At 73.2% G+C, this 14,247-nt stretch carries 2 protein-coding genes and 10 pseudogenes; 5 read left to right on the top strand and 7 right to left on the bottom strand.

The window, feature by feature from the left end; translation table 11 throughout:
- Positions 1 to 185: 185 nt before the first annotated feature.
- Together RBJ77_RS44845 and RBJ77_RS44840 are read right to left on the bottom strand one after the other, a co-directional pair.
- Positions 186 to 738, bottom strand: a pseudogene (locus tag RBJ77_RS44845) (phosphatase PAP2 family protein); the annotation flags it as partial.
- Positions 737 to 1,458, bottom strand: a pseudogene (locus RBJ77_RS44840) (DedA family protein). The pseudogenes RBJ77_RS44845 and RBJ77_RS44840, both read right to left, overlap by 2 nt.
- A 105-nt stretch (positions 1,459 to 1,563) precedes the next feature.
- On the opposite strand from RBJ77_RS44840, the pseudogene RBJ77_RS44835 reads away from it, so the two are divergent.
- Positions 1,564 to 1,934: pseudogene (locus RBJ77_RS44835) on the top strand (BlaI/MecI/CopY family transcriptional regulator).
- Positions 1,935 to 2,870: 936 nt separating this feature from the next.
- On the opposite strand, the pseudogene RBJ77_RS44830 reads toward RBJ77_RS44835, so the two are convergent.
- Both RBJ77_RS44830 and RBJ77_RS44825 read right to left on the bottom strand, forming a co-directional pair.
- Positions 2,871 to 4,025, bottom strand: a pseudogene (locus RBJ77_RS44830) (ADP-ribosylglycohydrolase family protein).
- A gap of 207 nt (positions 4,026 to 4,232) precedes the next feature.
- Positions 4,233 to 4,377 (bottom strand): annotated as a pseudogene (locus RBJ77_RS44825) (BCCT family transporter); the annotation flags it as partial.
- A gap of 33 nt (positions 4,378 to 4,410) precedes the next feature.
- Between RBJ77_RS44825 and RBJ77_RS44820 the strand changes: the two are divergent.
- Positions 4,411 to 5,718, top strand: a pseudogene (locus tag RBJ77_RS44820) (glycerate kinase).
- 543 nt (positions 5,719 to 6,261) lie between these two features.
- On the top strand, positions 6,262 to 6,390 hold the full coding sequence (locus RBJ77_RS44815) for a hypothetical protein (protein ID WP_372350249.1): 129 nt from the start codon (positions 6,262 to 6,264) through the stop codon (positions 6,388 to 6,390).
- Positions 6,391 to 6,400: 10 nt separating this feature from the next.
- On the opposite strand, the gene RBJ77_RS44810 is transcribed toward RBJ77_RS44815, so the two are convergent.
- Entirely contained in the window at positions 6,401 to 7,429 is a 1,029-nt protein-coding gene (locus RBJ77_RS44810; protein ID WP_372350248.1) for a PucR family transcriptional regulator, read from the bottom strand.
- A gap of 408 nt (positions 7,430 to 7,837) precedes the next feature.
- Here RBJ77_RS44810 and RBJ77_RS44805 point away from each other — a divergent pair.
- Together RBJ77_RS44805 and RBJ77_RS44800 are read left to right on the top strand one after the other, a co-directional pair.
- Positions 7,838 to 8,669 (top strand): annotated as a pseudogene (locus RBJ77_RS44805) (ABC transporter ATP-binding protein).
- Positions 8,666 to 9,431 (top strand): annotated as a pseudogene (locus RBJ77_RS44800) (ABC transporter ATP-binding protein); the annotation flags it as partial. The pseudogenes RBJ77_RS44805 and RBJ77_RS44800, both read left to right, overlap by 4 nt.
- 3,389 nt (positions 9,432 to 12,820) lie before the next feature.
- On the opposite strand, the pseudogene RBJ77_RS44795 reads toward RBJ77_RS44800, so the two are convergent.
- Positions 12,821 to 13,621 (bottom strand): annotated as a pseudogene (locus tag RBJ77_RS44795) (CDP-diacylglycerol--serine O-phosphatidyltransferase).
- A 64-nt stretch (positions 13,622 to 13,685) separates the two neighbouring features.
- A pseudogene (locus RBJ77_RS44790) lies at positions 13,686 to 14,174 on the bottom strand (phosphatidylserine decarboxylase); the annotation flags it as partial.
- Positions 14,175 to 14,247: the final 73 nt, after the last annotated feature.

The following is a 14,247-nucleotide window of genomic DNA, read 5'->3' as shown; positions in this document are numbered from 1 at the left end:
GCGCCACCGCGACGGCGGACCGGTGGCCGACGGACCAGGACAGCGCCGCGGCGTCCCAGGCCAGCGGTGCCGTCGGCACCGACCACGATCATGGTCAGTCACCCCGAACCCGGCCCACGCGCCCAGCCCGACGCTCCCCCGCCAGGTCCGCGACGCCGCCGCGGCGCGTCCGTCCCCTGGTCACGTCACGCCACCAGCAGCAGGCGCAGCCGGGTCACGGTGAGCCGGTCGGCGAGCCGCCGCGGCCACCTGCGCACCACCGCCATCAGCAGCGCGCGCGACGACGGCGCCCGTCAGCAGCCCGGCCACCACGTCGTGCGGATAGTGCGCGCCGACCCAGACCCGGGACGCCCCTCATCGCACACGCCGCCGGCACGGCGACGGCCCCGAGCCGCCGGGGACACGAACAGCAGCGCCACCGTGCCGCCGCGGCGGCGATCGCCGCGTGGTTGCTGGGGAAGCGACCAGTCGCCGGGCGCCGGGCACGCCTCCAGCGTGGCGACGTGCAGGCTCGGCACGGCCGGTCCTCGCGCACCAGCAGCTTCAGTACTGTCGTTCAGCGCGTACGCCACCACGACCACCACCGGTACCTGCCAGCGCGGCGAGCGCGGCCGTGGCTCCGGACCGCCGCGCCCGCCACCAGGCCACGACCATCAGCGCGGCGAACACCGTGAGCCCGTACGCAGACCAGGCGGACACCGCGTCGCCGAGCCAGCCGCGTGCGCGGCCAGGCGCGTCACGTCCCGGTGGCGGCTCCGTCGACCGGCGAGCCGTCGAGGGCGAGGTGAGGGACGTCATCCGCGGGCCTCCTCGATCTTGGCGCGCGGCGCGAGCGCAGCAGTTCGGCGGCGAGCGGAGCAGCGACAGGGCGACGATCACCGCGACCAGGGGCAGCAGGTAGCGGTCCACGTCCCGGGATCGAGGAGCCCAGCGCGTACCCGGCCAGGGTCAGTCCGAGGCTCCAGACCAGACCGCCCGCGACCCGCCAGAGCGTGAACGTCCGCGCGGGCACCCCCCAGCGCCCCGGCGAGCGGGTTGAGCACCGTGCGCACCACCGGCACGAACCGCGCCAGGACGATCGCCTTCTGCGTGCCCGTACCGCCTGAGCAGCTCTCGGCGCGCCGCGCTCCTTCCTGAGCCGCCGCGACCCGCTGCGGGCCAGCAGCGCGCCGCCCGCCCTGCGCCCCAGCACGAAGCCGCACTGCGCGCTCGCGAGCGCGCCGACGGCGGCGGCGGCGAGGAGCAGGGCCGAGCGAGAGTGTGCACGCCGCGCCCCCGCCCTGCCGGTGCACAGCAGCCCCGCCGTGAACAGCAGCGAGTCGCCGGGCAGGAAGAAGCCGATCAGCAGCCCCTGTCTCGGCGAACAGCACCACACCGACGCCCAGCACCCCGAACGCGGTCCAGGAGGGACTGGGCGTCGAGCACGTTCACGGCGAGCTGCGACGATGGGGAGGGCAGGGTGCGGTCATCGGCGGGATCCTTCGCCTCGGCAGAAGCTGGTGACTACAATCCTGTAGACGGTCTACTGCACTGTAGACGATAGCGGGGGTGAGGATCGTTCCCATGACCGACGCGATGGACGAACGCCGGCCGGCCGGCGAGCTGGAAGCCGCCGTGATGGCCGCCCTGCCGCGGACGCGCCGCTCACACCCGGCCAGGTGCAGGGCGAGCTCGCCTCCGGCCTGGCCCGCACGACCGTGACCACGATCCTGACCCGGGCTCTTCGGAGAAGGGATCGTCGACCGGGCGCGTCAGGGCCGCGGCTACGCCTACTTCCCCGTGTAGGACGCGGCGGGCCTGACCGCCCGCCGGATGCACACCGAACTGGACCGCGACACCGACCGCGAGACCGTACTGGCCCCGCTTCGTGGCGCAGCTCGACCCCGGCGACGAAGAGGTGCTCGCGCCGCCTCCTGGAGGCCGACGAACGGTGACCGTCCTGCTGCTCGCCCTGCTCTGGTGCCGCTGGCGCTGCCGTTCGCGGCGCCGCCGCTCGCCCGGCGCGCCCTGACCGGCTCGCGCCCGCCCGCGCGCTGTGGGTCCTCACCGGGTGCGCGCTCGCGCTCGCCGGGTCGTGCGCCGCGGCACTGGGCGCCCTCGTCCTGACGGGGCTCCTCGCTGCCGCTGTTCGCCGCGCTCGGCGAACTGATCCACCCGCCGCGCACCCCTCCGACCTGCTCGTGCCGCCCGCCGCCCGCGCTGGCGACCGGGGCGCTCGCGCTCAGCGCCTGCATCGCTCGGCCGCCCGCGCTGCGGCAGTTCGGCGCGTTCCGCACCGCCCGCACCCCAGGCGGGCTGGCGCCCTCGCCGCGGGCGACCTGTGCGTCGTCGAGTCCCCGCACCCCGACGCGTACGCGTGCTCGGCCGGCCGCACCGCATCGTCGTCACGACCGCGATGCTGCGCAGCCTCGGCGCCGCCGAGCGCGAGGCCCTCTTCGCCCACGAGCGCGCCCACAACCGGGCGGGCCACCACTACTTCCTGGGCATCGCCGAACTCCCGCCGCGCACTGCCATCCCGCCCTGCGCGCCCGTACGGGCCGACATCCGGCTCGCCGCCGAGCGCGCCGCCGACGAGGACGCCGCCTGCGCCGTCGGCGACCGCGGGCTCACGGCGCGCCATCGCGCGGGCCGCCCTCGCCGGCAGCGGAACCCCGTCCGTCCGCCCCGACTTCGCGCCCGCGGGCACGACCGCCGGTGCCGCGCCGGGTCACCGCCCCTCGCCCCCGGCCGCCCCCGCGCGTCCCGCGGCATCGCCGTCGCCCTCGCCGTCGGCGCCCCTCCTCTCGACGGGCGCCGCGACCACCGCACTCGTCGGCGTCCACCACCAGGTGGAAGTCGCCCAGGGCGAGGAGCGCGACGGTTGGGACCTGTCAGTGCCTCGGCCGGAGGCCGGGAGGACCAGGTCGCGTCCGTGCGGCAGGATCGCTGGGCCGAAGGCCGGGGACGGTCACGGCGTCCGGGCGGCCGGCCAACTCCACCGTGCGCGCCGCCAGTCTCACTGATGCGTACGCCGTCGAAGCCGAACACCGCGCTGCGCACCCGGTCCTCCAGCGGCCCTTCCACTGCGCCGGGACCGCCGCGGCGCCGCACAGCACCCCGGCCACCGACCCGGCCGTCGCCCCGTTGGAGTCCGTGTCGAGGCCCGCCGCGCACCGTCAGCGTCACGGTGCGGGTGAGTCCCCGTCGCCGTACAGGAGTCCGGCCGTGATCACCGCGGCGTTCGGGACGGTGTGGATCCAGCCCAGGCCGCCCGTCTCCTCCACCGTGGCGAGCGCCCTCCTCCCAGGTGAGGCGGAGTCGTGGAGCGAGATCGTGCGGCGCACGACGCGGGCCAGCCGGCTGCTCGCCGGGATCACCGCGAGCGCCGCGTCGAGGGCGGCGCGCGGCGTCGGGGCCGTGAACGCGGCGGAGATCAGGCCGCCGCCCAGCATCGCTCCGTACACACCGTTGCCGGTGTGTGACAGGACCGCGTCCCGGCGGCCAGCGAGGCGGCCCGGCGCGGCGCCCCGGACACGTCCAGCCGAAGACGTCCGCCCTGATCAGCGCGCCGATCCACTCCTGGTAGGGGTTGTCGTACGTCGCCGTGAGCGGCGGCTTCAGACCGTTCGCCAGGTTCCGGTACGTCGCGCGCTCCGCCGTGAACGTCTGAGGTACGGCAGCCGCAGCAGCCACACCTCCCCCGACCTGCTCCGTCGTGAAGGCGAAGCCGTGGGTCTCCAGGAGGTGCAGACCGAGCGCACCGCGTAGTCCACGTCGTCGTCCCGGCAGCTGCCGTGGATCCGGCCGCGGACACTGGCGCCACTCCGGGCAGCGCCAACTCCACGTCGTCCGAAGTTCCCGGCAGGTAGTCGGTGAGCGGCAGGGGCCTCGGCCTGCCGCAGGTAGCGGTCGATGCGCTCACGCGTCCACACCTCGCCCTGCTCGACCGGCTTGCCGGGCATGTTGCCCGCGATCCGGCCGAGCCAGCCGCCGAGCACCCCGGTCGGCAGGTCGTGTTCGGTGAGCTGGGGGCTCGTTGCTGTCATGTGTCCGGTCTACCCGCTTCCCCACATCAACTGTCGTCCTGGTTCCGCGACTTGGCCGCCGCCGGAGTGTGCGGGCTGGTGCGCTCGGGATCGCGTCACCGGCCCTCGCCAGCACCGCGTCCCGCGGCTGCGTGCGGGCGCGTGGCGCCGGCACCACCACGACGCACGGCACCACCGACGCACGGCATCACCACGACGCACGGCAGCCACGACGCACGGCAGCGCCACGAGGACGGTCGCGCTCCGCGGCGATGCGAGGCCGCCCGTCACCAGCCGCACCGCGCGCGACCGCCGCCATGGGCACGCCCCACGTCACCACCAGCCAGGTCCGCGGGTGCGGGGCGCCCCGGCTGATCGATCATTTCCGTGCTCATGGCGCCCCACTATGGCCGGTAATAGGGGGCATATTCCGGGCGCGCGCGCCGTTTCGCGGGCGGACGGCCATGGGCAGCGGACCCTCCTGCGGTTAAGGTCGCAGCGGCGCGACTGCCTTGACGCGAGCAAGGCCCGAACAGCAAGGGGCAAGGTGGCGGACGCTGCACAGGCCGCGCGGCACGTGTTGATCGCGGCGGACAAGTTCAAGGGCTCGCTCACCGCGGTGCAGGTCGCACAGCGTGTGACGGCGGGACTGCACCGGGTCGTGCCCGGGGTCATGGTCGAGTCCGTGCCGGTCGCGGACGGCGGCGATCAGGGACCGTCACGGCGGCGGTCGCCGCCGGGTTCGAGCGCCATGAGGTCGGTCACCGGGCCGCTGGGCGAGCCGGTCACCGCCGCGTACGCGCCTGCGCGAGGGCACGGCCGTCGTGGAGATGGCGGAGGCGTCCGGCCTCGGCTGCTGCCCGAGGGCGTCTTCGCGCCGCTGACATCGACCACGTACGGGTCCGGCGAGGTCATCGCCGCCGCGCTCGACGCGGGCGCCCGCTCGATCGTCTTCGGGGTCGGCGGCAGCGCCACGCCGCCGACGGCGGCGCGGGCATGCTCGCCGCGCTTCGGCGCACGGTTTCCCTGGACGCGGCGGGCGCGCCGGTCGGACCAGCGGCGGCGCCCTGGCGGCACTGGCCTCGGCCGACCTCTCCGGCCTCGACCGCGCCTCGCCGACGTCGAGATCGTCCTCGCCAGCGACGTCGGCCAACCCGCTCTCACTTCGGGCCCAGGGCGCGCCCGCGGTCTACGGTCCGCAGAAGCGGTGCGAGGCTGACGACGTCGCCAGGCGCTGGACGCGGCGCTCGGCCACTTCGCGAAGGTGCTGGCCGAGCCGGCCGAGGCCGCAGGCCCTGGGTACGCGGAGTCGCCCGGGCCGGGTGCCGCCGGCGGCATCGGGTACGGGGCGCTGGTCGGCCTCGGTGCCGAGCTTCCGGCCCGGGATCGCGTGATGCTCGGCGTCCTCGGCTTCGCGCCGGCGCTGGCGCGGGCCATTCGCTCGATCACCACGGCGAGCCGCTGTGATCGAGCAGTGACGTTGCACGGCAAGGCGCCGGCCGGGGTCGCCGCGGCGGCCCGCGGCCGCCGAGGTCGTCGCCGCCTCCGCGGCCGGCTCTGCTCTCGATCCCGCGGCGCTCGGCGGGTGGCTGGGATCCGCCGTGCGTATCCCTCTGGACCGAGGTGGAGCCGGATGTGGCGCGCTGCATCGCGGAGGCGGGGCCGATCCTGGAGGACGCCGCTGCGCGGGATCGCCGCGGATTACGTGGCCTGAACCGGTTGCGCCGCAGACGGGTGGGCGCTCCTCGCGCAGCTTTCGCGCCCCCGAAGGACCGGTTGCGTGCGCGGAGCGCGGGCCGGGTGGGGCTTCCCGCGCAGTTCCTCGCGCCCCTGAAGGGACTGGTTTGCGCGTGGCGGAGCGCGGGCCGGTGGGAGCTTCGCGCAGTTTCGCGCGCCCCTGGAAGGTCCGGTTGTGTGTACGGCGGAGTGCGGAGTTGTTGAGGCTTCTCGCGCAGTTCCTGCGCTGGCGGTGCAGCACTTCCTGCGCGACCTCCAGGGCGCGCGGCGCAGCCGCAGGCTTTCAGGGGCGCGAACTGCGCGACCAGCCACTGGCCTGTACCCGGCAGCGCGCACCTGCGTGAGGCCGGACAGCAGTCAGCTGACCTGTCGGGGGCGCGGGGAACCGCGCGACCAGCCCCCACTGGCCTGTGTACCCGGCGAGGTACCTGCCATGGGCCGGACGCAGTCGGCTCCGTCGGGAGCGCGGGGAACCGCGCCGAGAAGCCCCCACTGGCCTGCACTCGGCGGCAGCACCTGCGTGGGCCGGACGCAGTCGGCTCGTCAGCGCGGGGAACTGCGCGAGAAGTTCCACCGGCCCGCACCCGGCGACGCAGCACCGGGCGAGACGCAGTCGATCAGCCCCACCGGCCCGCGGGCGAAGAAGTGACCCGATCCCGTTAACCCGGCGAAGGCCGGTATACGCGTCCAGGCCAGCGTTTCCATCTCCATCGGGTCCCGAGGACGTGACGGCGACCGGGACGTGAGCTGTTCGAGGCGTCGTGCAGGCGGTTGAAGACCGTGTTGCGGTGGCAGTAGAGACGCCCGGCCGCCCGCCCCGCGGAACCTTTCGGCAGGAGCCTACGCCTCGAAAGGCTGTCTCCAGGAGCACTGGCCCGGTCGGCTAGCCGGTTCGAGGGAGAGGGCTCGCCGAGACGCCGGAGACCGGGCGCTGCGCCAGATCTGGCTGGCTCACCACGAGGGCCGTCGGCATCCGCCGGTCGAGCCGGACCACACCGGTCGTGTCCGGAGGACAGGTGCGCAGGGCGAGCTCGGCGAGCCGACGGGCGTGGCCGAGTTCGGCGAGGCCCTGTGACGACCGGACTGATCCCGCCGGGGCCGGGACAGCGCCCGTCGAGCAGCGCCGACACGTCGTCGAGGGTGCGGTCCGTGCCGAGCCCCACCACCCCGACCTCGCAGTCCGCCCGCATCCGCCAGACAAACCGGAACCCCGGATCCTGGATCCGCCGGTGGAACGCCTCGCGGGCGTCCCGGCGCTCCACCCGCAGCACGACCACCGCGTAAGGCCCGTGCTCGGGCAGGTCGAGCCCGGCCGCGGCGCGCGCGGCGAGCCCCGGCGTCGGACGGCCCCCAGCAGCGCGTCGAGCAGCGCCTGCATCTGCTCGTCGGTGCGCCGCCGCAACTCCAGCTCCGTCGCCCGGTACGCCTCCGAGGCCGCCTCGGCCTGCGCGTCGACCGCCGCCCACACCATCGTCGCCGAGCGCATGAGGGCGGACAGCCGGGCCGGCTCGCCGCCCGCGCTCTCCATCAGCGCGTCCCAGACCAGATAGCCCGCGTTGCGGTACGCGTGGACCAGGAGGTCGAGGGGGAGGCCCTGACCGGCGCGGCGCCGGCCCGCGTCCTCCGCGTACGCCAGGTCCTGCGCGGTGAGTCGCGGGGCGCCGGATCGTCTCGATGCCGATCCGCATCGCCTCCCTCGGCCTCCCGCCACTGCGCGTCGTACGACAGCACCCGCGTACACGTCCGAGTACGCGAACAGCTGCCGCAGATGCTCGTCGACCAGAACTCAGGGCACCCGGTCGAGCAGGCTGGTCGCACGCCTCCTTGAGGAGCTTCCAGTCCTGCCCGTGCGATGCACCGCGTGCGCCCATCGCCCCTCCCCAACAACCCGTAAAGCGACGGCAAAGGACTCGCCCGCCTCTGCGGAGGATGCCGCGCACCGCCTCGGCCAGGCCCCTGACACGGGGTCTTGGCAGCGCGCACAACGGGGCGGGCGGGCGCTGGGCCCACGCAGGCGATTCGCGGGCCGCCCGTGGACGGGCCGCCCGCGCAGTGTTAGCTCGTGAGCGCCATCGACCCAGGAAGGGACGCTGGCTGTGGCCGATGCACAAGAAGAAGGGCTCGCCGTCGACGACGTGACGGTCGGCTACGGGCGTGCGGGCGCTGCGCTCGGTGACGCTGGAGGTCCCGCCGGGCGCCGTCGTCGCCGTGCTCGGCGGCAACGGCGCAGGCAAGTCCACGCTGCTCGCGCCATTTCGCGCACGCTGGGCTTCCACGGCGGGGCGGTGACGTCCGGCGAGGTGCGGTTCGGCGGGCGCCGGATCAGCGGCTGGCCGCCGACCGCGTGGTGGCCACCGGGATCTGCCAGGTCCCGGAAGGGGCGGCGGGTGTTCGCGCGGATGACCGTCGCCGACAACCTGCCGCGCCGAGCGCTCGGCGCGACCGGTTCGCAGGCCGACAAAGGCCGCCGCGCTGCGCCGCGTGCACGAACTGTTCCTGTCCTCGCCGACCGGGCGCACAGCGGGCCGGGCTGCTGTCCGGCGGTGAGCAGCAGATGCTGGGCGGTCGGCCGCGCCCTGATGGCCGCTCCCCGGCTGCTCCTGCTCGACGAACCCTCCCTGGGACTCGCGCCCGTTGATGGCCGCGCGGATCGCCGACACCGTCCGCGGATCAACGCCAGGGCGACCGCCAGATCTCCGTGCTCCTCGTCGAACAGAACGCGGCCCTCGCGCCCTGCGGCTCGCCTCGCACGCCCTACGTCCTGGAGGTCGGCGAGCGATCACCCTGCACGGCCCGGCCGACGAACTCGCCGGGTCCGACGAGGTGCGCCGCCGCTACCTGGGCGTGGTCGACGGGACCGCCGCCGCCCACGCGACGGCCGTCGCCGCCCACGCCCCGGTGCTGCGCAAGTGGGGAGGCGACGCATGAGCGACGTACCGGCGCTGCGCGTCGAGGAGCTGACCGTACGGTTCGCCGGCCTCACCGCCCTCGACGCGATCAGTCTCACCGTCGGACCCGGCACCGTGCACGCCGTCATCGGACCCAACGGCGCCGGCAAGTCCACCTGCTTCAACGTCCTCGTCCGGCGTGTACCGGGCCACCTCCGGCAGCGTCCGGCTCGGCGACACGGAACTCACCGGGCTGCGCCGCATCGCCGGACTCGGCGTGGCCCGCATCTTCCAGAACCTCGCCCTGCCGCCGCGCACCACGGTCGCCGACAGCCTGCTGCTCGGCCGGCACCGGCCGACCCGCGCCGGGTTCGTCGCCGCCGGCTCCGGCTGCCGTCCGGCGGTGCACGAGGAGCGCGGCACCGCGAACGGGTCAGGAGATCGCCGAGTTCGTCGCATCGCCGACCAACTGGCCACGCCCACCGGGGCGTTAGCCCTACGGGCAGCAGAAGCTCGCCGAGCTGGCTCCGCGCCCTGTGCATGGAGCGCCGCGGGTCCTGCTCATCTGACGAACCTGTCGCTGGATGACCGCCGACGAACGCCGCCGCACCGCCGCCGTCATCGCGGGCGTCCGCGACAGCTCTCGGCATCTCCATCGTCCTGGTGGAGCACGACATGGGAGTCGTCATGCGTCTCGCCGACGAGGTCACCGTCCTCGACTTCGGCCGCAGGATCGCCGGGGAGCCCTGAGCAGGTCCAGAACGATCCGGCGGTGATCCAGGCCTACCTGGGCGCCCCCCGACGAGCTGGAGGCCACCGCATGAGCGACGTCTCGACCTTCCTCGAACTCCTCCTCAACGGCGTCTCGATAGCTCCGTCTACGCCCTCATCGCCCTCGGGTTCGTGGTCATCTTCCGGGCGACCCAGTCGTCAACTTCGCCCACGCTCCCCTGCTGCTGGCCGGCGGTGTAGCGTCACCGCGTCGCCCACGACGACATCGGCTTCTGGCTCCTGCGCTCGGCGTCTGCATCGCCGCCGCCGGTCGTCGGCGCCGCCGTCGAGTTCGTCATGCGGCGCTACCGCACGACCACAGCGTCCTCGCCATCGCGTCACCATCGGCGTCGACATCCCCGCCCACCACCGAACCCTACCCGCCGCCTCGGCACCGACGTTCTCACCCTCGGCGACCCCTGGGGCGACGCCGCGTTCACCGTCGGCGGGGTCGATCGCGCACACCAGGAGCCGCGTCAGGCCGCCGCCCCGTTGATCACGGCCTTCTCCTCACTTCCGGTACACGTCGTGGGGCGCCGCCATGCGCCGCCGCCGGAGCAGCGAGACCGCCGCGCTGATGGGCGTACGCCCTGCCGGGTGTCGCTCGGCGCCCGGGCTGTGGCGGGCGGACTCGCCAGCCGTCGCCGCGCTGTCTCACCGTGTTCCCGACGCCCGGATCGAACGGGCCACCTCGCTGGCCGTTGAAGGCCTTCCCCGCCGCCATCCTCGGCGGCCTGACGACATCGGCGCCCTCGTCGGCGGCCCGATCGTCGGCGTCACCGGTCTTCGCCACTGGCTACTAGGAGCGAACTGGCCTTCATGGGCTGCGGCTCGGCGACCTCGCCCCCTACCTCGTGATGACCCTGATCCTGCTGCTCAGGGCCCTCCGCTCTTTCTGGCACGAAGGAGCTCGCCCGTGTCTGACGCCGTGTGGCCAATCTGCGGCCGAACCGGCTGCCGAGTTCCGCACCGCCCCCGCCGGTTCGACGAAGACTCTCCTCACCCGCCGGCGCACGTACGTGATCACGGCCTGCGCCCTGCTGCTGCCGCCCCGCCCTCTACTCTGACCCGTTATTGTAGGCCGGATCAGCCTGCCATGGCCGCCGCCATCGGCGCGCCATCGGCCCTCAACCTGCTCACCGGCGCCACCGGCCAGCTCTCCATGCCACGCCATGCTTCCTCGCCGTCGGCGCGTACGGCTACTGCGTGTTCGCGGGGGAGCGGGGACAGGAGATCCATCGCGCTCGGCTGGCCGCCCGGCACGCCGCCGTCCTCGCCGTGCTCGAAATGCGCCGGGCCGCGGGCGGCCTGTTCAGCATCGCCGGACGCCCACGGGTGCTCATGACCTCGGCATCGCCACTCGCGCTGACGTCTTCTATCGAGGCAGCACGTCCTGTTCAATCGCGGAGGACCTCACGGGCGGCGCCAACGGCCGCGACGTCCCCGCCATGAGCCTGTTCTGGCCTCACCCTTCGACGAGAGCGAGGCTCACCGTCGCGAACGTGCCGATTCGCCTCCGCAGAGCTCCGGCACTGGGTCTTCGTCCTCACTCCTCGGCTGCGGACTCTTCGCCCGGGCGCGTGCTGCGCCGCCCGCCCGCGCCATGAACGCCATCCGGGACCACCGGATCGCGGCCGGCGTCCTCGGCGTCCCGGTCGCCCGCTACCGCGGCGCCGTCTTCGTCCCCTCCTCGATGTACGCGGGCCTCGCCGGCGTGCCATGCTCGCCCTGGTGCTTCCAGCGGACCGGTGCCCGACTACTTCGGCATCACGCTCTCTCCCTGGAGTACCTCGCCATGATCGTCATCCGGCGGGCTCGGCTCCGTGGCAGGGCGCCGTCGTTTCTGGCGCCGCCTTCTGTCTCGCTGCTGCGGCTGCTGACCCGCTACAGCGACGCCCCTGCCCGTCTCGGCTCCCCTGGCACCGGCGGCGTCAGCAGCCCGGCGAGGCATCCCCGCTACCTCTACGGCGCAGCCATCGTCGCAATGGTCCTAAGTTCCCGTACCGGCGACTCGTACAGCTCGCCGCCCGCCGTGCCCGGAACACCCCCTCGTGGAGGACGCATGACCGCCCGGAACCCCGTAAATCGCACCCGGGTAATGCTTCACGGCGACTGCCGCGAGGCTGCTCGTGCCGACCGCCGCGTGCGCTCAAGGCTAAGGACGGGGAGACGACGACGACAAGTAGAGCGCGGGCGGCGTCAAGACTGGCTAGGTATCTCTGGTGATGATCGACCTCGGTGTCCTCACCGATCATGACCGGCGTGTACGCGACCCTCGGCAGAGTCCAAGTCACGGCCCAGCGGCTGTGGCCGTGAAGCAGATCAACGCCGACGGCGGGATCTGCGGCTTTACCAGCTGAAGCTCACCGTCCGCGCGACCACGGCTACGACCCGCACAGAAGGCCGGGCCGCCGGCTACACCGAAGCTGGCGAGCTGCGCTCGCGCCACTAGCCTCATCGGCTCGCCGTTCGTCGCCGCCGTCAAGCAGCGCATCGACGGCGGAGCTGGCGCCCGAATTGCTGCCGCAGGCACGGCCGGCGCATCTGCTCGAGCCCGCACGTCCGCGTCATCATGGATCGATCAGAAACGACATCCGAGACGATCAACGCGATCGACTTCCTGATGAAGGAGGGCGGCCTGAGAAGAAGGGCGACAAAGCTCGAGTCCACGCTCTACTTCGAGGGGCGACTACGGCGAGAACGTGCGCTGCAGGGCTCGACATACATGGCGGACAAGGCCGGGGCCGACCGTCGTCGAGCAGAAGATCAAGCCGACCGACAACGACATGACCGCGAGTCGCCGCGTTGCAGCAGGCCGGCGTCAAAGGGCATCGTGATCAGCGCGGGCCCGCGCCAGGCGGCCTCCCTCGTGGGCGTCGCGGCGGCGGCGAAGCTGAACGTGCCGGTGATCGGCAACAACTCGGCCTTCGCGCCCCAGCTCCTCGCCGCACGCAGGGACCCGCGCTGGAGAAGAACTACTGGGTCGCCTCCCGTCGCTGCCGATCGCGCCGACACCGCCGAGGCGAAGAAGCTCGTCGCCGACTACCGCAAAGGGCCTACCCGAAGGACTCCCTCGACAACGGCGTCGTCGCGGGCTGGACCGCCGCGTCGGTCTTCGGCGAGCCCTGAAGAGGCGTGCGAGACAGGACCTGACCCTGCGAGGGGCGTCGACAGGCGCTGCTCACCCTCAGCTCCTTCGACACGGCTCGGCGTCGACCAGGACTTCAGCGACCCCAGGCCCCGTCCTCCCACCAGTCGGTGATCCTGCAGCCCGACAAGTCCGCCGTCGGCGGCATGAAGGTCGTCCGGCAGCCGGGCGAGGCCACAGGCCGCGTCCTACACGCCGTCGGCGTAGAGCTGAGACACGGCGACGGGCGAGCGGATGGTTCGCGCGGGCCTTCGTACCGCCGTGCCGGAGCGCTACGGGAGCTGGGCCGCCCGCGCCTCGCGCCGGCTGTCCCAGGAGTTGATCACCCGGCGGGCCGTGGCGAACAGCGGGATCACGGCGCCGAGGACGAGCTGCAGCGCGACAGCCGGTCTGGAGCAGCAGCTGGCCACCGGGGCGCCGAACGCCCGCGCGCGGCCAGACAGACCCATGCTCAGCACGATCCACGACAGCATCGCGACGGCGAGGCGGCCGCGCGCGCTTTCGGGTACTCGACGCGGCTCACCATGAGCCACGCGGTGCCGATGATCGCGAGGAGCGTCGCCACGAAGGGCAGCTCCAGGAGCACGATCGAGACCACGGTCAGCGCGCCGAACGGCGACGGCATGCCCTGGAAGGTGCCGTCCTTCACCGTCACGCACGAGAACCGCTGAAGCCGGCACCACCGCCAGCAGCACCACGATGGCCCCGACCGCCGCGACTCTCTGGTGCGCGTCGTCGGCGACCATGCCGTAGACCGACGAAGCTACGCGGGCGCCAGGCCAGAAGCTGATGAGGTCGGAGAGGTTGTCCCGGCTCCGCGCCCATCGGCGACGACCGCGGCTTTGCGGGGCCACCAGACCGCTCGGAACAGGTCGAAGATCGCGGCGCGGCCAGCATCAGGATCACGGCGGTCGCGGCGGAGTGCCGCGCCATGCCACCCGAGTCGTTGCTGCCCTGGATGTGTGCGGGATCAGGATGCCGGTCGTCGTGAAGTAGACGGCCATGAGAAGCCGCACGTCGCGTTACCGAGCGCGAGGGTGTCCGCTTATCGACAGGCGCAGTGAGAGCGGCATCTCCTCCCGCGTCGATCCGCCTCCTCGTCCGTCTCCGGGCACCCAGCCCGCTTGCGTCTCCGGATCAGTCACGGTCAATGCGAAAGTCACCCCAGCCACCGTCTTCTGGCCCACCTCGACATCGACCTCCACTCCTCGGGAGGTAGATGTCGACGCGCGAGCCGAACCGATCAGACCGATGCGCCTCGCCCTGCTCCACCTTCTCGTGCCCTGGGGAGGTACGGCACGATGCGGCGGGCGACGGCTCCGGCGATCTGGATCATCTCGATGTCACCGAGCTCGGTCTCGAAGTGCCAGACCACGCGCTCGTTGTTCTCGCTCTCCTTGTTGAACGCCGGCACGAAGCCGCCCGGGATGTGCTCGACGGACGTCACGGCGGACGCGAGGGGGCGCGGTTCGCGCGGGACGTTCAGCGGGCTCATGAAGACGCGACGCGGGTGCGTCCGTCCTTCCACGCAGCGATGCTCGGCGACCACGCCGCCGGCCGAGGTGACACCTTGGCCTGGGCGATCTCTCGCGCTCGTGGGTCGCGGAAGAACCACAGTGAAGCGGCGCACGAAACGTGCGAAAGCGTTTCACGATAAATGCGAAACGGTTAAACACCAATTGAGTACGGAACGAAGTAT

Origin of the sequence: Streptomyces sp. KL116D, from assembly GCF_030766975.1 — a bacterium.
In the GTDB taxonomy this organism is placed as follows: domain Bacteria; phylum Actinomycetota; class Actinomycetes; order Streptomycetales; family Streptomycetaceae; genus Streptomyces; species Streptomyces longispororuber_A.
The sequence above is the reverse complement of the archived record's forward strand: the minus strand, read 5'-3'. Positions and strand labels throughout refer to the sequence as shown.

What these genes read in the sequence shown, in the direction of transcription:
- RBJ77_RS44810 (WP_372350248.1), bottom strand. Translation starts at nt 7,429, where the DNA reads ATGCGGATCGGCATCGAGACGATCCGGCGCCCCGCGACTCACCGCGCA.